The sequence below is a fragment of the Neisseria sp. HMSC067H09 genome (assembly GCF_001814135.1).
In the GTDB taxonomy this organism is placed as follows: domain Bacteria; phylum Pseudomonadota; class Gammaproteobacteria; order Burkholderiales; family Neisseriaceae; genus Neisseria.
The window spans coordinates 9,828-34,172 of the sequence record NZ_KV814907.1; the positions used below are offsets into that span (position 1 = coordinate 9,828).

At 51.9% G+C, this 24,345-nt stretch carries 18 protein-coding genes; 10 read left to right on the forward strand and 8 right to left on the reverse strand.

What is annotated here, in order from left to right:
- Positions 1-173: 173 nt before the first annotated feature.
- From HMPREF2954_RS05455 to HMPREF2954_RS12940, 3 genes are all read left to right on the forward strand, one after another.
- Complete coding sequence (locus HMPREF2954_RS05455; protein WP_168165595.1) at positions 174-1,505, forward strand: pentapeptide repeat-containing protein; 1,332 nt, start codon at positions 174-176, stop codon at positions 1,503-1,505.
- Between the two features lie 612 nt (positions 1,506-2,117).
- Positions 2,118-2,357 (forward strand): hypothetical protein, encoded by a 240-nt coding sequence (locus HMPREF2954_RS12935; RefSeq protein WP_197067796.1) that lies wholly within the window; start codon positions 2,118-2,120, stop codon positions 2,355-2,357.
- Positions 2,358-2,409: 52 nt separating this feature from the next.
- Entirely contained in the window at positions 2,410-2,574 is a 165-nt protein-coding gene (locus HMPREF2954_RS12940; protein ID WP_197067795.1) for a hypothetical protein, read from the forward strand.
- A 145-nt stretch (positions 2,575-2,719) separates the two neighbouring features.
- Here HMPREF2954_RS12940 and HMPREF2954_RS05465 read toward each other — a convergent pair whose 3' ends face one another.
- Entirely contained in the window at positions 2,720-6,046 is a 3,327-nt protein-coding gene (locus HMPREF2954_RS05465) for a DUF2339 domain-containing protein (protein ID WP_210398480.1), read from the reverse strand.
- Between the two features lie 172 nt (positions 6,047-6,218).
- Complete coding sequence (locus tag HMPREF2954_RS05470; protein ID WP_045075072.1) at positions 6,219-7,676, reverse strand: TrkH family potassium uptake protein; 1,458 nt, start codon at positions 7,674-7,676, stop codon at positions 6,219-6,221.
- Positions 7,677-7,927: 251 nt separating this feature from the next.
- Here HMPREF2954_RS05470 and HMPREF2954_RS05475 point away from each other — a divergent pair, with 251 nt between their 5' ends.
- Positions 7,928-9,562, forward strand: coding sequence for a CTP synthase (locus tag HMPREF2954_RS05475; RefSeq protein WP_003768576.1), 1,635 nt, complete (start codon positions 7,928-7,930; stop codon positions 9,560-9,562).
- A 441-nt stretch (positions 9,563-10,003) separates the two neighbouring features.
- Positions 10,004-11,125 carry a porin gene (locus HMPREF2954_RS05480; protein WP_045075069.1) on the forward strand — a complete coding sequence of 374 codons (1,122 nt, stop codon included), beginning with the start codon at positions 10,004-10,006 and terminating at the stop codon, positions 11,123-11,125.
- A 265-nt stretch (positions 11,126-11,390) separates the two neighbouring features.
- On the opposite strand, the gene HMPREF2954_RS05485 is transcribed toward HMPREF2954_RS05480, so the two are convergent.
- Positions 11,391-12,293 carry a ribokinase gene (locus tag HMPREF2954_RS05485; RefSeq protein ID WP_039408657.1) on the reverse strand — a complete coding sequence of 301 codons (903 nt, stop codon included), beginning with the start codon at positions 12,291-12,293 and terminating at the stop codon, positions 11,391-11,393.
- Between the two features lie 451 nt (positions 12,294-12,744).
- On the opposite strand from HMPREF2954_RS05485, the gene dnaE reads away from it, so the two are divergent.
- The 3 genes from dnaE (at position 12,745) to HMPREF2954_RS05500 (ending at position 18,268) form a co-directional block, all read left to right on the forward strand.
- Positions 12,745-16,179: a DNA polymerase III subunit alpha gene (gene dnaE / locus HMPREF2954_RS05490; protein ID WP_070689042.1), complete on the forward strand. Its 3,435-nt coding sequence runs from the start codon at positions 12,745-12,747 to the stop codon at positions 16,177-16,179.
- Between the two features lie 127 nt (positions 16,180-16,306).
- Positions 16,307-17,785, forward strand: a complete 1,479-nt coding sequence (gene ubiD, locus HMPREF2954_RS05495; protein ID WP_045075064.1) for a 4-hydroxy-3-polyprenylbenzoate decarboxylase — start codon at positions 16,307-16,309, stop codon at positions 17,783-17,785.
- 231 nt (positions 17,786-18,016) lie between these two features.
- Positions 18,017-18,268, forward strand: a complete 252-nt coding sequence (locus HMPREF2954_RS05500; protein WP_045075062.1) for a hypothetical protein — start codon at positions 18,017-18,019, stop codon at positions 18,266-18,268.
- A gap of 286 nt (positions 18,269-18,554) precedes the next feature.
- Here the strand turns inward: HMPREF2954_RS05500 and HMPREF2954_RS05505 are convergent, their stop codons facing one another.
- Positions 18,555-20,030 (reverse strand): aldehyde dehydrogenase family protein, encoded by a 1,476-nt coding sequence (locus HMPREF2954_RS05505; protein WP_045075060.1) that lies wholly within the window; start codon positions 20,028-20,030, stop codon positions 18,555-18,557.
- Between the two features lie 443 nt (positions 20,031-20,473).
- Between HMPREF2954_RS05505 and adhP the strand changes: the two genes are divergently transcribed.
- On the forward strand, positions 20,474-21,517 hold the full coding sequence (adhP, locus tag HMPREF2954_RS05510; protein ID WP_082054554.1) for an alcohol dehydrogenase AdhP: 1,044 nt from the start codon (positions 20,474-20,476) through the stop codon (positions 21,515-21,517).
- A gap of 86 nt (positions 21,518-21,603) precedes the next feature.
- Here the strand turns inward: adhP and HMPREF2954_RS05515 are convergent, their stop codons facing one another.
- The gene (locus HMPREF2954_RS05515) at positions 21,604-21,951 is read right to left on the reverse strand and encodes a hypothetical protein (protein ID WP_003763387.1); all 348 of its coding nucleotides are present in this window, start codon (positions 21,949-21,951) and stop codon (positions 21,604-21,606) included.
- Between the two features lie 6 nt (positions 21,952-21,957).
- Positions 21,958-22,149 (reverse strand): zinc-finger domain-containing protein, encoded by a 192-nt coding sequence (locus HMPREF2954_RS05520; RefSeq protein WP_003763364.1) that lies wholly within the window; start codon positions 22,147-22,149, stop codon positions 21,958-21,960.
- 318 nt (positions 22,150-22,467) lie between these two features.
- Between HMPREF2954_RS05520 and HMPREF2954_RS05525 the strand changes: the two genes are divergently transcribed.
- Positions 22,468-22,962, forward strand: coding sequence for a DMP19 family protein (locus HMPREF2954_RS05525; protein ID WP_045075057.1), 495 nt, complete (start codon positions 22,468-22,470; stop codon positions 22,960-22,962).
- A gap of 82 nt (positions 22,963-23,044) precedes the next feature.
- Here the strand turns inward: HMPREF2954_RS05525 and recO are convergent, their stop codons facing one another.
- Together recO and HMPREF2954_RS05535 are read right to left on the reverse strand one after the other, a co-directional pair.
- Entirely contained in the window at positions 23,045-23,785 is a 741-nt protein-coding gene (recO, locus tag HMPREF2954_RS05530; protein WP_003744573.1) for a DNA repair protein RecO, read from the reverse strand.
- A 187-nt stretch (positions 23,786-23,972) separates the two neighbouring features.
- A complete protein-coding gene (locus HMPREF2954_RS05535) occupies positions 23,973-24,308 on the reverse strand; it encodes a YbaB/EbfC family nucleoid-associated protein (RefSeq protein ID WP_003744574.1) in 336 nt (111 codons plus the stop codon).
- Positions 24,309-24,345: the final 37 nt, after the last annotated feature.

A 24,345-nucleotide genomic window follows, 5' to 3' on the forward strand; every position in this document is an offset into this window, starting at 1 on the left:
AATGCCAAGGTCTGGATTCCCGCCTGCGCGGGAACGACGAACGGAAAACGCAGGTGGGTCGGACATTCATGCCCGACCTACGGCTTAGGCTAGTGAATTACCTGCTTAAGTCAATCCAATGATTATGATTAATGTAGAGAAAAATAATGGAACAAACATACCAGAAGATAGACATGGAAACCGTAGTATCCATGCTGAAAGACCATCAGTTATGGCTTTCAAGTGGTGGTAAAGAAGGTAAACAAGCTGTTTTTACGGGATATGATTTAAGCGGTTTAGATTCAGATTATGCAGAGGCGAGATACATAGTACCTCCTTTTTGGGAGAAGAATCTCTCAAAAATAGATTTGAGTTATTCAAATCTGAGTGGATTGTATTTTAGGGAAGTAAACTTAAGCCAAGCTGATTTTCGCGGTGCAAATCTGAAAAATGCTCATTTTTATCAGGCAACATTATATAAAGCTGATTTCAGCGGGGCGGATATTAGTGAAGCATACATTGAAGAAAGCTCTCTAAATCAAGCAAATTTGACGAAGACAGATCTCTCTAAAACAAGAATAGCCTATTCGCATCTTGAGGATGCAAATCTTCAAGATGCGAACTGTCGAGAAACGAATTTTCAGCGAGCACAATTACGAGGAGCAAATTTGCATGGAGCTGATTTTTATGGGGCAAGATTTGTAGCCACAACCATAGAAGAAAATCAATTCATTCATATCAGATTTCCGGAAAGTATCGAGTCCCCCTATTGGGATACAGGTCTTGTTTCTTTGCAAGCCCAAATAGCTGAATCTGAAAACAAGATTCGACAACTAGAGAAAGAGCTAGAACAAGCAAAATCGGTAGCCGACCAAGAAAGCCAAGAGGAAATCAATCGACTAGAAAATCAGCTTAAACAAGAAAGAGAAGAGAAGAACCGATTTTCAGAAAGATTAAAAGATGTTTCGAAAAAAGAATTGAATAGTCGGATTCAGGATGCCATAGATGCATTAGAACATGCTTTAAAAAATACAGATAAACAGATTGAAAATAATGAAAATGCAGCAAGACTGTTCAAATTTTTTGGGATTGGCTTGTTCGTTATTGGTATTATCTTACTCATAGCTTTTAGATTCGTTTCCCCTCCTGATTCTTTGCCAAAACTCTTGTTTTACACTTTCCCTATCATTACGTTAATGCTGATTGGCACAACCTGTCTGCGTCATCAAAAAAACCTGTTGGGGGAAGTCCGTCATTTTTCCAATATGAAACACCAAATCGAACTGTATAGTGGTTTACTTAAAGCATCTTTACCTGCGGCTGCTAGTTACTATGAGTCGGAAAAAGCAGGTGAATATGTGCAGGAAACCTTTACCCAAATCCGCAATCGCTTGTTGAGCAATCCATACTTGCCTGACAATTCATCAGCAGACAAGCAGTCGGACAATGATTTGGGGTCAGATAAGGTGCTTGATTTATTAAATAAGATTGCCGATTTGTCCGGCAAGAAATCTATGGGGAATTAACCAAGAGACAGTTGTTACCCCAAAGGTCGTCTGAAAACGTTTTGGCGAAACTGGCTATCTGTTTTCAGACGACATTTGTTTTGAAATAGTCATTGTCCGTTCGGGTTTATAGCTATTCTTTGGTGCAAGGTTTTCAAACGGATTTTGTGGGCAAAGCCCACGCTACGGGATGGCGGTGCGTCGATACTGTCTTGCCGACCGGGTTCGATTGTTTAATCTGCCGCCGTCATTCCCGCGCAGGCGGGAATCCAGACCTTGGCATTTCGGGAATATTTCAAGACTGCTGCATTTCTAACTTATCGATTTTTGCGTATTTTCCTTGCGTCGGTGGGAATGGAAATAACGGCAATGGAAGAGCAAGGCGGGCGTTTGAGGTGGGGTGGGTCAAGATTTAAAAAGCTGTTGAATAGTGGTTCAAGCAAATTATTCGAAAGGTTGTCTGAAAGCCTAAATCTGTCTTTCAGACGACCTTAATGGGTGTATTCGGCTTTCTGTTCCCTTGTTGGCGCAATAAAGGCGAACATATGCTCCTTTGATGGACATTCTCTGCTAGGATTCGGGCAAGCCTTCAGCGGTGATCTTGTTATCCACTCTTTATACGGAGATAACATAATGAAAATAAAGCTATTGTTTTCTGCTTTGGCACTGTCTGCATTGATGATGGACGCTCAGGCGCATGTTACGATTCGCAATTATTCTAATGGTGTTGATAGTATTTCTGGAAAATCAGACCATTTCCGCCTGAATGTGCCGACCAATCGCGGTAAGGCGGTAACCGGGGTAAAAATGGTGGTTGCCGAAGGTGTGAAACTCTTGTTCATCCATCCATCCTGTTCCGGGTTGGACTTATAAAACAGAAAAAGATGCGGAAGGCAATATCGTCAGCATCATTTACAAAGGCCGTATGGAAGCGGGCGAATTTACCGCTTTCCCATTTATCGCGCTGAATCCTAAAGGCGATGTCTCAGTGAAATACAAAGCGTATGTAACCTACGCGGATGGCGTTGTTGTGCCGTTTGACGGTTCGGAAGAGGCAAAAGGCTATCAACCGACAATTCATCTGAAATAACCGCTCGGGAATGTTTGCCCTAATGCCGACGGAACAATCAGGATATTGAACTACTTGGCAAGCGGGCTATAACGTTCTTTCTACTAAAAAGGTCGTCTGAAAACCTGAATCGGTTTTCAGACGACCTTTGCTTTGGGGGACTGGGCTATGCTTTGTCCTCTTCGTTTTCCACCGCTTTGGGCGGAACGGGCGCGAACCAGCCGACCAAGAGCAGCAGCACACCGACGATGATGAAGGAGGCGATGCGGGCGATGCCGCCGCTGTTGGAAAGCTCGATGAGGAAGAGCTTGACGACGACGATGGCCATCAGCGCTGCGCCGGTTATCCAGAAGGGGCGCAGTTTGCGGCGGTTGCCGTACACCATCAGGATGATGGCAGTCACTGCCCAGACGACAGAGAGGCTGGCTTGAAGGCCGAAGGATTGAAGCATGATGTCGAGGCGCCAAGTGATGCCGTCGTAGAAGTGCCACAGACGCATCACACCCGCGCTGATGACCATGAATGCGAGGGCGGCGACGCCGGGCGCGTTCACGCGGCGGTATTCTGCAGGCAGGGCTTCAGGCAGGGACTTCAGGGCGAACCACAGCATTCCGGCGCAGGCGAGCTCCAGCGGGTTAAGCAGCGGGATATACGGCAAGGGCGCAGGTTGGAACGGAGTGGAGAAGTTCGTCCATATCATCCAACTTGCCGACGCAAGGGCGGCTATCGGCAGGGCGAAATGCTGATAGGCGGCTTGATGTCGTCTGAAAAAGCCGCGCTGCCGCTGCGTATGGAGGACGACCCACATGATCAGCGGTACGGCAAGCCACGAGAGCTGCGACCAAACGCCGTCGAGACGATCGCCGACATACATTCCTGCCCAAAGCGACCAAAGGATGCCGATCAGGATGATGTTAAGTTTGTGCAAGCCGATAGGCGCATGGGTTTGGCGGTTATTCAGGATGACGAAGTTCAACACGGTGGCGGCGGCAAGCGGCAGGGCTGCGGCGGCCGTCCATAGGGGTTCGAGGTGATAGCCGATGAAGTGCAGGGCAAACAGGGGCAGGAATGCCAAGGTCGTCTGAAAAAGCTCTTTCCAGTTCAAACGGTTGGCAAGCAACAGCAAGGTGGTGAATATCGGCAATGCCCAAAGCTCGATAAACAGGGTTTCTTCGCCCGTCCATTGGGTATAGATGGCGAAGCCGCCCAGCATCAGGGCGATAACGAGGATAGCCCAGCCCGCAATTTGCGAGAACGGGAGGGTTTGGTCTTGTTTGTCTTGGTTTTCAGATGCTTCGGTTTGGACGCGCGGATATTGCAGCATGTAGGCAGCGGCAAACAGCAGCGGCGCGGCGGCAAAGAGGTGCCAGTGTGTCAGGAAGCCGTTGGATTCATTATTAATCGAGGCTTGGAAGAGCAGGATAAAGATTGCATTGCCCAAGGCGAATGTGCTGAACACGTCCGACTTGCCTTTGCCTCGGCAGAACGCCCAAGCTGCCACCAAAGCAGAGAAAATGATGATGCTGCCGCGTTCCGCGAAAAACAGTAAAGGCAGGATGGATGTGTAGAGCAGGGCGGCGCAGAGGGTTGCATTTTGAAGCGTGTGTTCCCAGTGTGCCGAGCCTTTACGGCGGTAGAGATGCCATTGCAGGTAAATTGCCGCGCCGCCGAACAGGGTCAGCAGGGTGGTGAACCATTGACCGCGCAGGATGGTGGATCCTCCCTCCTGATAACCGCTCAGTTGGATCAGCGCCGCCAGCAGATAAACGACGAGCGCACCCAAACGCATATGCGGACGCTGTTGGCGCAGTCCGAAGAAATACACGAGCGCGGATTCTACCGTCCACAGGATGACGGTGTTGCCGCGTTCAAAGTGAAGCGGAACGGCGAGTGTGAGGAAAAGCAGCGACAGGGCAACAAATGCCTGACGCAGGATATACAAACCCTGTTGCCGTTTCAGCAACAGCGCGGCAAGCCCGTAAACGGCGGCGAAGCCCAGCGCAGAGAATGCGTCCGCAGACGACCAGTGTTCCACCATGCGGTATTGCAGCCCGAACGCCGCCGCCATCGTACCGAACAATAAAGTATGGTCGAGGACGTGGACGCGCAGGCCGTGGGAGCAGATACTGTTCCAAATTTCTTCCAGCGTCGCATTGTCGGCAACGGGCGCGAGCGTGTCTTCGCGGTTTTCCGTCAGCTTGCGGCGGGCGAACAGATAGGCGATGAAGGTGTAGAGCAGCCAGTGGTAAATCAGGAAAGGTTCGGTCGTGGCGAAATGCTGCGGCGTATAGCTTTGCATGCCCCACAACGCGGCGATGGAGAAGGTTCCGGCGAAACCCGTCAGGTTCAGCGGCCGCCATGCCTTAAACCAGGCAATCGCCGCTACGCCGGCGTTGAGCAGGGAAAGGTAGGAAAACAGCACCAAATAATTGCCGCTGCCGTCCGATACCAGGATGGGCGCTGCCAGACCGCCGACCAAGGCGACCTGCGCCATAATCTGCGCGTTTTGCCTGATCGCCAGCAACGCCATTAATACGACCATCGCCACCATCAGCACGAACACGATCGGCGCAGGCAGCAGCGGATGCAGTTTCAACGCCGCCAAAGCGGTCAGATACATCACCGCCACGCCGAAGCCCTGCAATACTAAGCCGTATTCGCGCTTGCGGCTTTGCAGCTTCCAGCCGCCGATGACCGCTGCCAGACCCGCGCCTGCCACAGTCAGGTAACGCATTTCCACCGGTACATAAATCCGCTCGGAGGCATAGCGCAAGAGGAACGCCAAGCCGAGGAACAGCACCACGATACCGGTTTTCAGCAGCGGATTGCCGCGCAGGAACCAAGCAACAATGGGATTTTCGGAGAATTTGAAATCGAAACCTTCCTCTTTATGGATAACGGTTTCACGAGATTCGGTGTCGATGTTTTCTGATGTATTTTCAGACGACATCGGCACTTCGTTTTCAGACGACGTTTGCAGGACAGGCGCGTCTTGTTTGCGTTCGTCTTTTTGAATGGCAGAAACTTGGGCAGGCGTTTCGACGCTGTCTGCGTACAAAGCAGGTTCGGGCTGTACGGAAGGTTCAGCGGAAACAGGAGGAACGGGTGTAGAAAAAGAGGGAGCGGCAACCGGTTCGATATGCGGCTCGACAGGCGCATTGTCCGCAGTTGCAACAGGTTCAACCTTCTCATGAAGCGGCGCAGGGGGCGTCTGAATATCGTCGGCATGTTCGGACAAAACAGCACGCAGTTTCCGCGCTTGACCGACTCCCGCGTTATCATGAACGGATTCGTGTTCCAAAGCCGTCAAACGAAGCTTCAGCAACTCGATTTCTTTTTCCAGATTTTGCAGCTTTGTATCATGTTCTTCCTGACGCGGTTTGCCGAGTTCCCGCGCAAACAACCATAAAATAGAGCCGAAAATGACGCCGACGGTCATTTCGTCAAGAAAATAGCCAATGAGGATGGGGATGAGTAGGCAGAAATACTGCATAAAACACCTGTCCGATAACAGTAAAAAATATGCCAATTGTAGCATCCTTGTCATGAGAAGGATGTATAGAAGGCGTAACGGTAGGAAAAGGTGTTGTGCGGTAATAGAAGATGTGTCAGTGAAGCAAAAAGGTCGTCTGAAAACCCGAAATCCGTTTTCAGACGACCTGTCTTTATTTTTTCCAATAAGCCGGCGTCAGCAAAATCAACACCGTAAAAATTTCCAAGCGGCCCAGCAGCATGACGGCCGAACACAGCCATTTCTGCACATCGCTCAATACCGCATAGCTGCCCGCCGGTCCGACTTCGCCCAAGCCCGGGCCCGCATTGGTAATACACGCGATGACGGCGGTGAAGGCGGAGATAAATTCCATCCCGCTTGCCATCAGCAAAAAGCTGAACACAATCGTCGTCATGAAATAAATCGAAATAAACGCCATCACCGTCAGCGCCATACGGTCGGGAATCATGCGTCCGTTGACCTTGACCGTGCGCACCGCTTTCGGGTGCAGCAGAATCATCATCTCGCGCAGGCTGAATTTGAACAAGACCAACGCCCGCACATTTTTAATGCCGCCGCCCATAGAGCCGGAGCTTGCCAACAGGTTGGACAGGAAAAACATCCACAGCGACACGATCAGCGGCCATTGCGCGAAATCCGTGTTGGAAAAACCGCTTGCCAGCCCGATGGAGACAAAGTTGAAGCTGACAAAACGCAGCGAATCCCCAAAGGTTGCATAAAAATCCTTCTGCCACAGATACACCGCCGACATCAAAATACTGCCCGCCAGCAGCACCAGCAGTACGCGGCATTCCTCGTCCTGCCAATAGGGTTTGAGCGAACGCCGTGTCAGCGCCGTGAAATGCGTGGCAAAATTCACACCGCCCCAGAGCGTGAAAAACATGATCGCCCATTCGACGGTCAGCGAATCAAAATAAGCGATGCTGGCATCGTGTGTCGAAAAACCGCCCAGCGACACCGCCGACATCGCGTGGCAAAGCGCATCAAACCAGCTCATCCCCGCAAAATGCAGCGTCAGAAAAGCCGCCGCCGTCGTCATCGTGTAGAAGAACCAAAGTTTCTTTGCCACCTGCGAAATGCGCGGCGCCATTTTGCTTTCCTTGTCCATCCCCGGAATTTCAGCCTTGAAGAGCTGCGTTCCGCCCACGCCCAGCATCGGCAGAATCGCAACCGCCAGCACGATGATACCCATGCCGCCCAGCCAGTTGAGCATATGCCGCCAAAAATTCACCGACGGAGCCAGCGTGTCCAAACTCGTCATGACCGTCGCGCCCGTCGTCGTCAGTCCGGACATCGCCTCAAAAAACGCATCGGTAAAACTGATGCCCGGGATGTGAATATAAATCGGCATCGCCGCCACCAGCGCAAACGCCAGCCACAACATCAAAACCAACGTAAACCCGTCGCGCGGGCGCAGCTCGCGGCGGAAATGGAAGGTCAGCAGCCAAACCGCGCAAGAGGTCAGCGTTGTCGCCAAAGCCGTGTAGGCAAACGCCGGAAACGCGTTGTCCAGAAAAAAATACGACATCAGCGTCGGTACTGCGAGCACCATGGAAAACAGCAGCCCCAGTCTGGACAAAACGTGGACAATAGGGAGGAACTTATACATATCAATTAATCTTAACAAACCGGCCGAATCATCCGGCGGCATGGGATGGCGATGAGGAAGCCGACATTTTCAGACGACCTTATCGTCATCGGTAATCGCAAACAGACGTTATTTTAACAAATTATTGCCTTGTCTAGACGCAAAAGGGTAGAAGCGGAGGTCGTCTGAAAACCACATCCGCATCCCGTCCCGCGTTTGCCAGAAAACCCGCTTAAAGGTAAAATCCCGTATTCCAACATGGGTACTGCATCATGACTAAATTTATTTTTGTAACCGGCGGCGTCGTATCTTCACTCGGAAAAGGTATCGCCGCCGCTTCTATTGCCACCATCCTCGAATCGCGCGGTTTGAACGTAACCATGCTCAAGCTCGACCCTTATATCAACGTCGACCCCGGCACGATGAGCCCGTTTCAGCACGGCGAAGTGTTCGTCACCGACGACGGCGCGGAAACCGACCTCGACTTGGGACACTACGAACGTTTCATCAACGCCACCATGACCCGCCGCAACAGCTTCAGCACGGGGCAGGTGTACGAAAACGTCATCGCCAAAGAACGCCGCGGCGACTACCTCGGTGGTACGGTTCAAGTCATCCCGCACATTACCGACGAAATCAAACGCCGCATCCACGAAGGTGCGGCGGGTTACGATGTTGCCATCGTCGAAATCGGCGGTACGGTCGGCGACATCGAATCGCTGCCGTTTTTGGAAGCCATCCGTCAGATGCGCAGCCAGTTGGGACGCAACAACACCTTGTTCGCCCACCTGAGCTACGTTCCCTACATTGCCGCCGCCGGCGAAATCAAAACCAAGCCGACCCAGCATACCGTTAAAGAAATGTTGAGCATCGGTTTGCAGCCCGACATCCTGATTTGCCGCATGGATCGGAAAATGCCGGCGGACGAACGCCGCAAAATCGCCCTGTTCTGCAACGTGGAAGAGCGCGCGATTGTCGGCAGCTACGACGTGGACAGCATCTACGAATGTCCCGAAATGTTGCACGACCAAGGCATCGACAACATCATTACCGAGCAGTTGCAGCTGAACGTACAACAGGCGGATTTGACTGCGTGGAAAAAAATCGTCCATGCCATCAAAAATCCGAAACACACCGTCAAAATCGCCATGGTCGGCAAATACGTCGATTTGACCGAATCCTACAAATCGCTGATCGAAGCCTTGAAACACGCGGGCATCCACACCGAAACCGACGTGCAAATCACCTTCGTTGACAGCGAAAACATCGAGAAAAACAACGGCGACGTTTCCATGCTCAAAGACATGGACGCCATCCTTGTTCCCGGCGGCTTCGGTTCGCGCGGCGTGGAAGGCAAAATCGCCGCCGTGCGTTATGCCCGCGAAAACAACGTGCCGTACCTGGGCATCTGCCTCGGTATGCAAATTGCGCTGATCGAATACGCCCGCGACGTCGCAGGCCTGAAAGGCGCGAATTCCACCGAGTTCGACCTCAAATGCGCCGCGCCCGTCGTCGCCCTGATTGACGAATGGCAAACCGCCGACGGCAGCGTCGAAACCCGCGACGAATCCGCCGATTTGGGCGGCACCATGCGTTTGGGTGCGCAAGAAGTTGAATTGAAAGCAGGCAGCCTCGCCGCCAAAATCTACGGCAGCGAACATATCCGCGAACGCCACCGCCATCGCTACGAAGTCAACAACAACTACGTTCCCACGCTGGAACAGGCAGGCTTGGTTATCGGCGGCGTATCTGCCGGACGCGAACGCTTGGTCGAAACCATCGAACTGCCGAACCACCCTTGGTTCTTCGCCTGCCAGTTCCACCCTGAGTTCACGTCCAACCCGCGCAGAGGCCATCCTTTGTTTACCGCGTTTGTCAAAGCCGCGTTGAACAATAAAAAAGGCTGATGCCCGGCAAAAGGTCGTCTGAAAAGAGAAAAAGCACCTCGGTTGAGGTGCTTTTTCTCTTTTCAGACGACTATACCGGATATTCATTCAGATAAAAATGACTTATCATTATTTTTTTGAGGAGAGTGGAAACCGGTTTTAGGAGTCGGGATGAAGTGTATGGGGGAAAAGCTACTTTCAAATCTCAAATTCCTGCCTATCCATAAATGGTGGGTTTGCGTTTCTATTTGAATCAACTATAAAAAAATGGGTGAATGTAGTAAAAAGTCTAAACTCTAATGAATAATAATTCTTATCAAGATGAAAAAGATTGTTTAAATATCGAAAGTTCATTATGATTGCGCAAATTGTTCCACGGGTCTTGCTGTTTTTGGTTTTGAGTCTCTTATTTTTGTAAAACGATAGACCTAAATTTGATTCTTTGATTAAAGAGGAGTTTGTATGAAAAAAGCCATTATTGCCCTGACTATCGCGGCTTTGCCTTTTGCAGCATCCGCCGAAGTTGTCCTGTACGGACAAGTTAAAAGCACCATCACCTCCGGACAGGTGAAAATCAAAGGTAACGAAGGTACGGAAAAAAGCGCGACTGCAACCCGCATCAACGACAATACTTCACGCATCGGCTTCAAAGGCAGCGAAAAACTCTCAGACGACCTCAAAGCCATCTGGCAGGTGGAACAGCGCACTTCCATTTTGGGCGAATCCAATAGCCAAAGTTTCGGCAACCGCGATTCCTTCATCGGCTTGGAAGGCTCATTCGGTAAGGTTCGCGTCGGCAATATGAACAATATGCTCAACGAGATGGATACCATCGATCCGTGGTTGTATAAAACCAACGCGATGGGTTTGGGCATCAACACCCGCACCGGTGTGCGCACCACATCCGTGCGTTACGACAGCCCTTCATTTGGCGGGTTCAAGTTCAATGCATCCTACGCACCGCGCGACAACCGCAATCCGGACGACAAATATAAGCACGAACAACCCAGCAAAGAGCAATATACCGCCGGTTTGACTTATGAAAACAGCGGTTTCACCACCAACCTTGCCTATGGCCATTACAAAGGCGCATACACCGACAAGAACGGTAAAACCAAAGCCGCGCAAATCGCTAAAATCGAGAGCTACTACGACAAAAACAACCTGTTTGTCGGCGTAGGTGCGCAATATACCAAAGGCCATGAAAGCGCAAATAAATATCTGGGTTACTTTACCGATGATTTCAATACTTACAAAGGCGCTGACATTACTGCCGATGCCGGTAAAAATGAAGCCGTCAAAGTTGCCGATGCAGCCGTTACCGTGGGTTATACCTTCGGTAACCTGACCCCGCGCCTCACTTACGCCCACGGCTGGGCGGCAAAAGGTGTGAACAGCGGCGAGAAACTGGTCGATAAGTTCGACCAAGTTGTAGTTGGTGCCAACTACAAATTCAGCAAACGTACTTCTATGCTTGCTCATGCCGGTTATATGAAACTGGGCAGCAAAACCCGCCTGACGCCGACTCAAACAGGGTCTGTTGAGCAAAAAGCCGTTTCTTTGGGTATGGTTCATAAATTCTGATGAAACCGTAAGGATAATCAGAAAATATAAAAGGTCGTCTGAAACCTGATTTTGGGTTTCAGACGACCTTTTATCATAATAAAAATTTAAATATTTCCAAATTTAATAGAAGGTTCGAATACGGCGGATCTGTTTGTCCTTTTTACATAGGAAAACGCCTTAACAGTTAAAAAAATAAATTATTTTAGAATATTAAATTCTGATGTTCTCGTTTTGAGGTAGTTTTAGATAGTGTGTCAGAGGGAAAAATCTGCCGCATCAAACCTTATTTTTGAGAGGCGAGGAAGCCGCTTAACTCGAACTCGAAAGGCATTCCGTTTTGCGCGCCGGAGCGGGTAATAGACAGGGCGGCAGCGGCGCAGGCCTTGCGTACGGCGATGTCTATGCCTTCGTGCCAGAATACTGCCAATGCGCCGTTGAAGGCATCGCTGGCACCCGTGGTGTCGGAGGTTTGTACCTTAAAACCTGAAACATGGCGCAGACGGCCTTTGGGGTCTTTATATACGGCGCCTTTACTGCCTGAAGTCATCAGGACGGGGCAGGGGGATTTTAAAATCAACTCTTCGGGAGACAAGCCTTGCGGTGCTCCCAAGCTGGCGGCAAGCTCATAGCGGTTGGGTGTTAAGATGGTAATTTGCTCCAACAATTCTTTCGGGATGGCGCGGGCGGGTGCGGGATTAAGGATAAAGGGTTTGTTGTATTTTGCTGCCAGTTTTGATGTGGCTATCACGCACTCCATCGGAATTTCAAGCTGGCTGAGGATGATGTCGGCTTCGGCAAACCGTTCTTCTGCGGCTTCGATGTCGGCAACGGTCAGATACATATTTGCGCCGGCAATAACGATGATGGAATTTTCTTCGTCGGCAACGGTAATGTTTGCCATGCCGCTGTTTTGTCCCATGATGGTTTGGACATAATCGGTACATATGCCTTCGTGGCGGAGGTTGGTTACCATTTCCAGTCCGAAATCGTCGTCGCCGACTGCACCGATGATGGTTACGCATGCACCTAGGCGTGCGGCGGCAACTGCTTGGTTGGCACCTTTGCCTCCCATGTAGCGATGGAATGAGCTTCCCAGCAAAGTCTCGCCCGCGCGCGCGAATTGGGTGGCGCGGGTTACTAAATCCATGTTGATACTACCGACGACGACGACTTTGATATGGAGCATTCTGATATATCCCTTTTGAAACACGATACAACCGTATCAGGCGGTCTTTATTGATATTGAAATATGCAGGAAACCGCATTCTCTATGCCGATAGGCATTTTGCGTCATTGTACCCGCTGGAATTGCAAATGCAATATTAATTCCCGTTTTTCATATTTTAATATCAGATTTTGTTGTAATTAAATCGTAAAATTTCGGAAACTTCATACCGTTTGAATGCTAAATTTGTACATTGGTCGGTTTTTATTTTGTTTTTTATAAAATTTAAATAGAATGGAAAATTTTTTCTGTTTTATATACCATTTTTCTTTCAAGGTCGTCTGAAAACCCGCGTGCCCGTTTTAGCGAAACTCACTTTGTTTGTTTTGGCAAGCCCAGCTTCACTCCTTTTCAGACGACCTTTTTCCAACCCTGCTACAATACGCCTTTTATTGTTCACGCCGATTTTGCCATGACCGAGCCGACCTACATCCCGCTGCGCCTGCATACCGAGTTTTCGATTACCGACGGTATGGTGCGGATTAAAAAACTGATTGCCAAAGCGCAGGAATACGGTTTGCCTGCTTTGGGCATCAGCGATTTGATGAACGAATTCGGTTTGGTGAAATTCTATAAAGCCTGCCGCAGCGCGGGGATTAAGCCCGTCGGGGCGGCGGATGTATGGATAGGCAATCCCAATGCGCCCGACAAGCCGTTCCGCGCCATGCTGATTATCCGCAATGATGCGGGCTATCTGCGCTTGAGCGAGCTTTTAACGGAGGCCTATGTCGGCAAAGACCGCAATATCCATCATGCGGAACTCAATCCCGAATGGCTGGAAAACGGCGACAACAGCGGCTTGATTTGTTTGAGCGGCGCGCATTACGGCGAAGTGGGCGTGAATCTGTTGAACGGCAATGAAGACGCGGCGCGTGCGGCGGCGTTGAAGTATGCGGCGTGGTTTCCCGATGCGTTTTATCTGGAGCTGCAACGCCTGCCCGAACGTCCCGAATGGGAGGCTTGCGTTTCGGGCAGCGTGAAGCTGGCGGAGGAGTTGGGTTTGCCGGTGGTGGCGACGCATCCGACGCAGTTTATGAGCCGCGACGATTTCAACGCGCACGAGGCGCGGGTGTGCATCGCGGGCGGCTGGGTATTGACGGACAAGAAACGTCCGCGCGATTTTACGCCGAGCCAGTTTTTCATTCCGCCGGAAACGATGCTGGAGCGTTTCGCCGATTTGCCCGAAGCCTTGGAAAACACGGTGGAAATTGCCAAACGCTGCAATATCCATATCACGCTGGGCAAAAACTTCCTGCCCTTGTTCCCGACGCCCGACGGCCTGTCGCTGGACGATTATCTGGTGAAACTGTCCAACGAGGGCTTGCAGGAACGCATGGTTCAGCTTTATCCCGACGAGGCGGAGCGGGCGGCGAAAATGCCGGAATATCAGGAGCGGCTGGATTTTGAGTTGAACATCATCATCCAGATGAAATTCCCCGGCTATTTCCTTATCGTACAAGACTTTATCAACTGGGCGAAAACGCACGGCTGTCCGGTCGGGCCGGGACGCGGTTCGGGCGCAGGTTCGCTGGTGGCGTATTCGCTGAAGATTACCGACCTCGACCCGCTGAAATACGCGCTGCTGTTCGAACGTTTCTTAAACCCCGAACGCGTCTCCATGCCCGACTTCGACGTGGACTTTTGCCAGAGCAACCGCGGCCGCGTGATTGAGTATGTGCGCGATAAATACGGCGCGCAGGCGGTGAGCCAGATTGTGACCTTCGGCACGATGTCGTCCAAAGCGGTCATCCGCGACGTAGGGCGCGTGTTGGAGCTGCCGTTTACCCTGTGCGACAAACTGTCGAAGCTGATTCCGCTGGAAGCCAACAAACCTTTGGGTTTGGACGACGCGATGAAGGCGGAGCCGCAGATTCAGGAATTGATTGAAGCGGAAGAAGCGGACGAACTGATTACGCTGGCGAAAAAGCTGGAAGATTTGACGCGCGGTTTGGGTATGCACGCGGGCGGCGTGTTGATTGCGCCGGGCAAGATTTCCGATTACAGCCCCGTGTATCAGGCGGACGAATCCGCCTCGCCCGTATCCATGTACGACAAGGGCGACGTGGAAGACGTGGGTTTGGTGAAGTTCGACTTTTTGGGTCTGCGCAACCTGACCATTATCGAAATGGCGCAGAACAACATCAAAAACACCACCGGCGATATTGTCGATGTCGGCAAAATCCCGCTTGACGACCAAGCCGCCTACAAAATCTTCCGCGACGCGAACACCACCGCCGTCTTCCAGTTCGAGTCGACCGGCATGAAAAAAATGCTGAAAACGGCGCACACCACCAAGTTTGAAGAACTCATCGCCTTCGTATCGCTCTACCGCCCCGGCCCGATGGACAACATTCCCGACTTCGTCGCGCGCATGAAGGGTCAGGAATTCCAATACATCCACCCGCTGCTCGAAGGTATCCTCGCGCCGACCTACGGGATTATGGTGTATCAGGAACAAGTGATGCAGGCGGCGCAGATTATCGGCGGCTACTCGCTTGGCGGCGCGGACCTGCTGCGCCGCGCCATGGGTAAGAAAAAGCCTGAAGAAATGGTGAAACACCGCGAAATCTTCGCTGAAGGCGCGGCAAAACAAGGCATTTCGCGCGAAAAATCCGACGAAATCTTCAACTATATGGAAAAATTCGCCGGCTACGGTTTCAACAAATCCCACGCCGCCGCCTACGCCCTGATTTCCTACCAGACCGCATGGCTCAAAGCCCATTACCCCGCCGAATTTATGGCGGCGACCATGTCGTCTGAATTGGACAACACCGACCAGCTCAAGCATTTCTACGACGACTGCCGCGCCAACGGCATCGAGTTCCTGCCGCCCGACATCAACGAATCCGACTACCGCTTCACGCCGTATCCGAACATGAAAATCCACTACGCACTCGGCGCAATTAAAGGCACGGGCGAAGCCGCCGTCGAATCCATCATCGCCGCGCGGCAAAGCGGCGGCAAGTTTACCGGCCTCTTGGACTTCTGCGAGCGCGTCGGCAAAGAACACATGAACCGCCGCACCCTCGAAGCCCTGATACGCGGCGGCGCGTTCGACAGCATCGAACCCAACCGCGCCATGCTCTTGGCAAACATCGACCTCGCCATGAACAACGCCGACCAAAAAGCCGCCAACGCCAATCAGGGCGGGCTGTTTGACATGATGGAAGACGCCATCGAACCGGTGCAGCTCATCGACGCGCCCATGTGGAGCGAATCGGAAAAACTCGCCGAAGAAAAAACCGTCATCGGCTTCTACCTGTCTGGCCACCCGTTCGGCCCGTATGCTCAAGAAGTCCGCCAAATCGCCCCGACCAAATTAGGTCGTCTGAAACCGCAAGACAGCGTGCGCCTCGCCGGATTCGTTACCGCCGTGCGCACCATGATGGGCAAGCGCGGCAAAATCGCCTTCGTCAGCCTCGAAGATTTGAGCGGGCAGATTGAAATCATGGTCAGCGGCCAGACGCTGGAAAACTGCGCCGACTACCTCAAATCCGACCAAGTGTTGATTATCGAATCCAAAGTCAGCCGCGATGATTACGGCGGCAGCGACGGGCTGCGCATCATGGCAAACCAAGTCATGACCCTGCAAATGGCGCGCGAACGCTACGCCCGCAGCCTCAGCCTCGCCCTCGCCCCCGGTCACGACATCGAGCGCCTCGCTACCATCCTCACCGCCCACCGCCTGCCCGACACGCCGCACATCCCGCTGCAACTGTCGTACAGCAACGACAAAGCGTCGGGCAAGTTTCAGGTGCCGCCGAAATGGATGGTTACGCCCAGCTCCGCGTTATTCGACGAACTGGAAAAACTGCTCGGCAGCAGGGCAGTACGCGTGAATTGGTAGTATTGGTAACTATAGGTTTATTTCGGAACCGATTGAAACTTCTGTAAAAAATCTGATAAAAATTTGATGATTCAGGTCGTCTGAAATCCAAAGTCCGGTTTTCAGACGACCTCAACTAAGGATCAACATGAAATACAAAGACCTACGCGACTTCATTGCTATGCTCGAGCAGCAGGGCAAACTCAAACGCGTCGCGCATCCCGTTTCCCCGCATTTGGAAATGACCGAAATCGCCGACCGCGTGCTGCGTGCCGAAGGGCCGGCGTTGTTGTTTGAAAACCCGATTAAGCCCGACGGTACGCGTTATGATTATCCCGTGTTGGCGAACCTGTTCGGCACGCCCGAACGCGTGGCGATGGGCATGGGCGCGGACAGCGTGTCCAAACTGCGCGAAATCGGGCAGACGCTGGCGTATTTGAAAGAACCCGAACCGCCCAAAGGCATCAAAGACGCGTTTTCCAAACTGCCGCTGCTGAAAGACATTTGGAGCATGGCGCCGAACGTGGTGAAAAATGCGCCGTGTCAGGAAATCGTGTGGGAAGGTGAAGACGTTGATTTGTATCAACTGCCGATTCAGCATTGCTGGCCGGAAGACGTTGCGCCGCTGGTAACATGGGGCTTGACCGTCACGCGCGGTCCGCACAAAAAACGCCAGAATTTAGGCATTTACCGTCAGCAATTAATCGGCAAAAACAAGCTGATTATGCGCTGGCTGTCGCATCGCGGCGGCGCGTTGGATTATCAGGAGTTCCGCAAACTCAATCCCGATACGCCGTATCCCGTCGCCGTCGTGCTCGGCTGCGACCCCGCCACCATTTTGGGCGCGGTAACGCCCGTTCCCGATACCTTGAGCGAATACCAGTTTGCCGGACTGCTGCGCGGTTCGCGGACGGAGCTGGTGAAATGTATCGGCAGCGATTTGCAAGTGCCCGCCCGTGCCGAAATTGTGCTGGAAGGCGTCATCCATCCGAACGAAACCGCGTTGGAAGGCCCATACGGCGACCACACGGGCTATTACAACGAGCAGGACCATTTCCCCGTGTTCACGGTCGAGCGCATCACCATGCGTGAAAACCCGATTTACCACTCCACCTACACGGGCAAACCGCCCGATGAACCCGCCGTTTTGGGCGTGGCATTGAACGAAGTGTTCGTACCGCTCTTGCAAAAGCAGTTCCCTGAAATCACCGATTTCTACCTGCCGCCCGAAGGCTGTTCCTACCGCATGGCGGTGGTCAGCATGAAAAAACAGTACGCCGGACACGCCAAACGCGTGATGATGGGCTGCTGGTCATTCCTGCGTCAGTTTATGTACACCAAATTCATCATCGTGGTGGATGACGATGTGAACGTGCGCGACTGGAAGGAAGTCATCTGGGCGGTCACCACGCGTATGGACCCCGTGCGCGACACCGTGTTGGTGGAAAACACGCCCATCGACTACCTCGACTTCGCCAGCCCCGTCAGCGGACTCGGCGGCAAAATGGGTTTGGATGCGACCAACAAATGGCCGGGCGAAACCGACCGCGAATGGGGACGGGTAATCAAAAAAGACCCTGCGGTTACGGCTAAGATTGATGAGATTTGGGGGGAGTTGGGGTTGTAAACCCGAATATCAAAAGGTCGTCTGAAAACGTTTTTTACAGCGGATTGGAACAGGGAAGATTCAATTACCGTCATTCCCGCGCAGGCGGGAATCCAGAAGTTTGAAGTCGCGGCAACCTCTAAATATTCCTGATAAATCAGGGCTCGGATTCCCGCCTGCGCGTACATGACGGAATAGGGATTCCTTGTTTGGATTTACTATAACGCCAGTATATTTTACGGAGTTTAAATAGTGGTATTGGATTTTGTAGCTGGCGTTCTCGAACTCTTTGCCGCTACTTGGGATTTCCTGAGCTACGGCAAAAAGCGCATTTCCGTTCTGCGCCGCGCATATCGGCATGGCGGCCGGCGGAAAGTACGGCGCGTATTGACCGGACGTAAGATGGAGATTGCCGTCTGGCTGGTATTTGTGATGATATTGGCAGCGGGAATGGTATTTGCTTGGACAATCATTGCTTGGGTGGTGTGGCAGGCTTTCAGGTAATTAGGTAATTTGAAACGTCGATAAGGTAACGATGACCTGACTGCAATTTCAAAAAAGGCCGTCTGAAAACAGATTTTCAACCGTATAGCGAAATCATCCCTACCCTTTGACTTCATAGATCTCCTGAAAACCGTTTAATCCTTCCCAAAGCCAAGCCTGACGGTTTATTTGTCTATAACGACAAGTACTCATAAAAATCCAGTCAACACAAAAGGTCGTCTGAAACCCGAATCCGGATTTTCAGACGACCTTTTTTCTACATCAATAAACGATGTTCAGCTGGCAATCAATAGAAGCCTTCGCGCTCTTCGCGGGTGGAAATGTAGATGTTTTTCACCTGCGTGTAGGCGGCGAGCATCATTTTGTGGGTTTCGCGGCCGATGCCTGAAGTTTTGTAGCCGCCGAACGGTGCGCCTGCGGGCAGGCGGTTGTAGCAGTTCACCCAAACGCGGCCGGTTTCCAGTGCATTGGAAACGCGCAGGCAGCGGTTGATGTCGGTACTCCAAACTGCGCCACCCAAGCCGTATTCACTGTCGTTCGCCATTTTGATGACTTCTTCTTCGGTTTTGAATTTAATCACGGTAGCAACCGGGCCGAAGATTTCTTCTTGGGCGACACGGGCGCTGTTGCTGCCGGCTTCGATCAAGGTCGGCTCGACAAATTCGCCTTTGCCCAACTCGCCTTCGATTTTCTTACCGCCGGTGATGATGCGGCAGCCTTCCTGTTCGCCGATTTTGACGTATTTCAAAATGGTTTCAAGCTGACCGGCGTTGACTTGAGAACCCATTTGGGTATCGTCTTCCCAAGGCAAACCGACTTTGATTTTTTTGAATTCTTCCGCCAAGGCGTTGACGAATTTGTCGTAAATGCCTTCTTGTACGAAGATACGCGAACCGGCGCAGCACACTTGGCCTTGGTTGAACAAAATGCCTTTTTGCGCGCCTTCGAGGGCTTTGTCAAACGGCATGTCGTCAAAGAAGATGTTGGCGGATTTGCCGCCCAGCTCCAAGGTGGAGGGAATGAGCATTTCGGCGGCAGCGATGCCGATGCGGCGGCCGATTTCGGTCGAGCCGGTGAAGGCGAGTTTGTTGAAGCCTTTGTGGTGCAGCATGTATTCGCCGGATTTAGAACCGCGTCCGGTGATGATGTTCAGCACGCCTTTAGGCAGCAGGTGGTTAATTTTTTGAGCGAGCGACAACAGGCTCAGCGAAGTGCTGGAAGACGGGTGGATGACGATGGTACAGCCTGCGGCAAGTGCGGGTGCGATTTTCCAAGCCGCCATCAGGAAGGGGAAGTTCCACGGAATGATCTGACCGACTACGCCGATAGGTTCGCGCAGGACGATAGACAGGTCTTCGGAGTCAAGCTGGGTGGCAGTGCCTTCTTCGCCGCGGATTACGCTGGCAAAGTAGCGGAAATGGTCGGAAGCCAAAGGTATATCGGCGGCGCGGGTTTCGCGGATGGGTTTGCCGTTGTCCAGCGTTTCCTGCAAGGCGAACAATTCCAAGTTTTCGTCAATCACATCGGCGATTTTGTTGAGGATGGCAGCGCGTTCGGTGGTGGTGGTTTTGCGCCATGTTTTGAACGTTTCTTGCGCGGCGGCAACCGCAGCATCGACATCGGCATCGGATGCGTCGGTAAATTTGGCTAACAATTCTCCGTTGGCAGGATTGTATGAATCCAAAAGCGCGCCGGGTTTGGTCCACACGCCGTTAATCAAGAGGCCGTACTCTTTATCAAACACATTTAAATCTTTTGCCATGATGCTGTCTCCTTGGTTGTCTTCTTGAGGTTTCGGACGTATCTCCAACGTCGTCTGAAAATAGAATAGTATTTTTTCTCTTTCAGTTCAAGCACTAAAAATGATATCGTTCTCAAAATTCCAAATATGTAATTTTCTAAAATAGGAAATCTAATCCGATAAGGCTTGACCCCGCATGGAAATGAAGCGGGTTTGTTAATGTATTTAAAGTTTTCAGACGACCTTTTTTACATGATATGTGTAAGAATTTTTCAGCGGCTTGGCAGATATATTTCTGCGCAAACAGATTGTTATGGTATAACATTTTATTTCTTATTTTTCAAAAAGATAGGGTGTTGACACAGCGAAATGAAGGGGAGTATTCTCATTCAGAGGAAGGGCGTTATTCCGATTCCGCCTGTCCCACCATTTACGGATTTCTTACGAATGCCAAGGAGAACACCATGAAGATGCAAGCAGTTGTTGTAAATCAAAATGTAGCAGGTGATGTAGAAGTTGTAGAACGCGAAGTACGCCCGTTGGAATACGGCGAGGCGTTGGTTGAAGTCGAATGTTGCGGCGTGTGCCATACCGACCTGCACGTTGCGGCAGGCGACTACGGCGAAAAACCGGGACGCGTGTTGGGACACGAAGGCATCGGTATCGTCAAAGAAGTTGCTCCGGGCGCGAATGCACTGAAAGTCGGCGACCGCGTCAGCATCGCATGGTTGTTCCAAAGCTGCGGTTCGTGCGAATACTGTAATACCGGCCGCGAAACCTTGTGCCGTTCCGTATTGAACGCAGGCTACACCGCCGACGGCGGCATGGCGACCCACTGTATCGTCGATGCAGACTACGCCGTCAAAGTACCCGACGGCCTCGACCCTGCGCAAGCTTCCAGCATTACCTGCGCCGGCGTAACCACTTACAAAGGCGTGAAAGTTTCCGGCGTGCGTCCGGGACAATGGATTGCCGTTTACGGCGCGGGCGGTTTGGGTAACTTGGGTGTCCAATACGCGAAAAAAGTATTCGGCGCACACGTTGTCGCCATCGACATCAACGATGAAAAACTGGCATTCGCTAAAGAAAGCGGCGCAGATTTAGTCATCAACGCCGCCAAAGAAGACGCTGCTAAAGTGATTCAAGAGAAAACTGGCGGCGCACACGCAGCCGTTGTCACCGCCGTATCCGCCGCCGCGTTCAACTCCGCTGTGGACTGCGTCCGCGCAGGCGGCCGCGTCGTTGCCATCGGCTTGCCGCCCGAATCTATGGACCTGTCCATCCCGCGTCTGGTCTTGGACGGCATCGAAGTGGTCGGCTCGCTGGTCGGTACGCGCAAAGACTTGGAAGAAGCCTTCCAATTCGGCGCAGAAGGCTTGGTCGTACCGAAAGTCCAACTGCGTGCTTTGGACGAAGCTCCGGCGATTTTCCAAGAAATGCGCGAAGGCAAAATCACCGGCCGCATGGTTATCGACATGAAAAAAGAATGCGGCTGCGGTCATCATTAATTTGATGCAGGCAGTTGACTAAAAAGGTCGTCTGAAACCTTGTTTTGGGGTTTCAGACGACCTTTTGATAAGAACTTCAGACAGGATTATTCGATGATTTCGGTGAAGACGACGGTTTTGCCGCCGCGGGTAAGCGTGGCGAAGCCGTCCTGAAGCTGCCATATTGTGCTTGCGTTGCGGTATTCCGTGGTTTTGGTCATCGAATGGGTTTGCGTCAGTTTTTCGACCGTACTTCCCTGACGCAGTTCGACCGTCATCGGGCTGTTGCTGTTGACGTAGATGGCGGAGATGCGGCTGCCGTCGGCGGCTTGGTAGCGGATGGCGTTGTTTTGCGCTTCGGCGACGACGGCGAGAGGGGCATCGGGGCGGACGGCTTTATACGAACCGCAGGCGGTACACAGTCCGAGCAACAGCAGGAGGGCGTATCTCTTCATAGCGTCTCAATAATGGTGGTGGGGAATGTGGCCTTCGAGATGGTAACGCGTTCCGCAGTAGGGGCATTCGATGTCGCTGTCGGACTGAATCGGGAGGAAGACGCGCGGATGACCGTTCCAAGTTTCGTGGTTGGGACCGGAGCAGTGCAGCGGCAGGTCTTTGGGGTAGATAATGACGGTTTCGGTGTTTGCGTTCATGATTTTTCCTTGGTAAGTCCGACCTTATTGTACGATATATCGCCTGTTTGTGCAGCGCAAAAGGTCGTCTGAAAATGGGTTTTGGTTTGATAATGCTTTGGTTATATAGTGGATTAAATTTAAATCAGGACAAGGCGACGAAGCCACAGACAGTACAGACAGTACGGAACCGATTCACTTGGTGCTTCAGCACCTTAGAGAATCGTTCTCTTTGAGCTAAAGCGAGGCAACGCCGTACCGGTTTAAAGTTAATCCACTATAATGCAGTTTTATGATGAATCGGCTTTAAATCCACTTTATTTTCAAACGGGCTTTAACATGACGACACTTTTTCGGCAGGATGATTTGAACCCTCAAGACGCCGCAGAATTTCTCTACACATTGAGCGCGGCGTATTTGGATTATACGGATGCGGCAGGCGATGAGGAAATGCGGTGTTTGAACGACGAGCAGCACACGCTGACGGCTTACTGCTATTTGGACAGCCAAGTGCAGGAAGGCGGCTTTGTGCAACTGATTGCGGCGGGTTACGGCGAATATGTGTTCCATAACCCCGTCGCCGACAGCCTGCGCCGCTGGCGGATTAAACCGACACCTAAGATTTTGGATAAGGCAAAGGCTTTATACGGGCGGGACGGCGCGAAAATCGAGGAAATGGCGGACAGCGGGGCATCTTTGGACGAGATTCGTGCCGAGTTTCCCGATTTTGAGGAATTGGACGGCGAATATTACGAAATCGCGGATGACGATATGGCGGCGGCTGTGGCGTATGTGTTGGCAAATTGGGAGAAGTTTGCGGAGATCGCGGATTGATGTGCGCGGTATGCTTTTGATTTTCCGCATCAGTATGAAACTAAGAGAAAAAATCGAAATTTAAAAGGTCGTCTGAAAAGGATTAAATACCGAAACTGAATTGCTGGAGCTGTTGCAAAACCTGTCTGGATTTAATGCCTTCGGGCAGGAGGTTGTCAATCAGCAGGCGCGTGATTTTTAGTGACTGTCCGAGACTTTCGGGGTGGGTGAAATCGCCTTCGCGCAACTGAATCAAGATGTCGCCGCTGACGGCAACACCATGGTTGCGCGGATTGAAGCGTTCAGCTTCTTCGATCGGGACAACCGCGTTTTCAGGCGTCAGCCAGTAGGTTTCTTCGGCGCGGATTGCTTCGCCGTTGCCATCGTGGAACAAATCGGGCGCGAATCCCAAGCGGGTAAGTAAAGCCCATTCGAAACGCCGCAGCGCAGCGGTATGGCTGTTTTCACCGCATACCGCCCGCATCACTGCTTCCAGAGCGTCGTAAAGCTCGGGTATCGGGTCTTCGCGAGCCGTCAGTTTGAGCATTAGTTCGTTGATATACAGACCGCTGAACAAAGCCCTGCCTTGCGGCTGCGGCCAGCCGCCTATCCACTCTGCACGATGCAGCGTTTTCAACTCTTGCGAACCGTACCAAGAGGCGCTGACCGGTACAAACGGCACCAATACGCCGCGCAACTCGCTCTGCCGCTTGCGCGCACTTCTCGCCAGTAAAGCCACGCGCCCGTAACGGCGACTGAACACTTCCACCCATAAACTGCTCTCGCGCCAAGGGGCGGAAGCAAGCAGGAAGATGGGTTCGTGGTTGATGCGCTGGTTGGTCATGGGCGGTTGGCGTGGTTGGGGAATGGTGGAAGAGGGCGGTTGATTGTATGGTGTATTTTACCAAAGCGGGCAGGGGTCGTCTGAAAATATTGGACGGGTGTCGATTTGTTAAAACGATAATCCTAAGGTCGTCTGAAACTGCTTTTTGGCGTTTCAGACGACCTTTATTTGCTTTTGCGGCGCGGGTTTAGCGGAAGAAGTCGCCCATGCCTGCGGGCAGACCTTGGGTGAATGCGCCCATGGTTTTGTTGGTGGTTTCTTCGGCTTTTTCAGATGCGGCGTTGATGGCGGCGAGCACCAAATCTTCGAGCATTTCTTTGTCGTCTGCGGCTTCTTGAATCAGGTCGGGGCTGATTTCGAGTTTGCGCACGACGTGGGCGCAGGTCATCACGACTTTAACCAAGCCGTTGCCTGCTTCGCCTTCTACTTCGGTCTCGGCAAGTTTCGCTTGCGCTTTTTTCATGTTTTCCTGCATTTGCTGCGCCTGTTTCATCAGGCCGCCTAATCCGGCTTTTCCGAACATATTTAAAACTCCTGTGGTTGAATCGTTAAGGTTATGG

Coding starts and splice junctions, on each gene's coding strand:
- dnaE (WP_070689042.1), top strand. CDS start 12,745: ATGACCGAGCCGACCTACATCCCGCTGCGCCTGCATACCGAGTTTTCG.
- HMPREF2954_RS05485 (WP_039408657.1), bottom strand. CDS start 12,293: ATGCTCCATATCAAAGTCGTCGTCGTCGGTAGTATCAACATGGATTTA.
- HMPREF2954_RS05515 (WP_003763387.1), bottom strand. CDS start 21,951: ATGAAGAGATACGCCCTCCTGCTGTTGCTCGGACTGTGTACCGCCTGC.
- HMPREF2954_RS12935 (WP_197067796.1), top strand. CDS start 2,118: ATGAAAATAAAGCTATTGTTTTCTGCTTTGGCACTGTCTGCATTGATG.
- adhP (WP_082054554.1), top strand. CDS start 20,474: ATGAAGATGCAAGCAGTTGTTGTAAATCAAAATGTAGCAGGTGATGTA.
- HMPREF2954_RS05470 (WP_045075072.1), bottom strand. CDS start 7,676: ATGTATAAGTTCCTCCCTATTGTCCACGTTTTGTCCAGACTGGGGCTG.
- HMPREF2954_RS05475 (WP_003768576.1), top strand. CDS start 7,928: ATGACTAAATTTATTTTTGTAACCGGCGGCGTCGTATCTTCACTCGGA.
- HMPREF2954_RS05455 (WP_168165595.1), top strand. CDS start 174: ATGGAAACCGTAGTATCCATGCTGAAAGACCATCAGTTATGGCTTTCA.
- HMPREF2954_RS05465 (WP_210398480.1), bottom strand. CDS start 6,046: ATGCAGTATTTCTGCCTACTCATCCCCATCCTCATTGGCTATTTTCTT.
- HMPREF2954_RS05520 (WP_003763364.1), bottom strand. CDS start 22,149: ATGAACGCAAACACCGAAACCGTCATTATCTACCCCAAAGACCTGCCG.
- HMPREF2954_RS12940 (WP_197067795.1), top strand. CDS start 2,410: ATGGAAGCGGGCGAATTTACCGCTTTCCCATTTATCGCGCTGAATCCT.
- HMPREF2954_RS05480 (WP_045075069.1), top strand. CDS start 10,004: ATGAAAAAAGCCATTATTGCCCTGACTATCGCGGCTTTGCCTTTTGCA.
- ubiD (WP_045075064.1), top strand. CDS start 16,307: ATGAAATACAAAGACCTACGCGACTTCATTGCTATGCTCGAGCAGCAG.
- HMPREF2954_RS05505 (WP_045075060.1), bottom strand. CDS start 20,030: ATGGCAAAAGATTTAAATGTGTTTGATAAAGAGTACGGCCTCTTGATT.
- HMPREF2954_RS05535 (WP_003744574.1), bottom strand. CDS start 24,308: ATGTTCGGAAAAGCCGGATTAGGCGGCCTGATGAAACAGGCGCAGCAA.
- recO (WP_003744573.1), bottom strand. CDS start 23,785: ATGACCAACCAGCGCATCAACCACGAACCCATCTTCCTGCTTGCTTCC.
- HMPREF2954_RS05525 (WP_045075057.1), top strand. CDS start 22,468: ATGACGACACTTTTTCGGCAGGATGATTTGAACCCTCAAGACGCCGCA.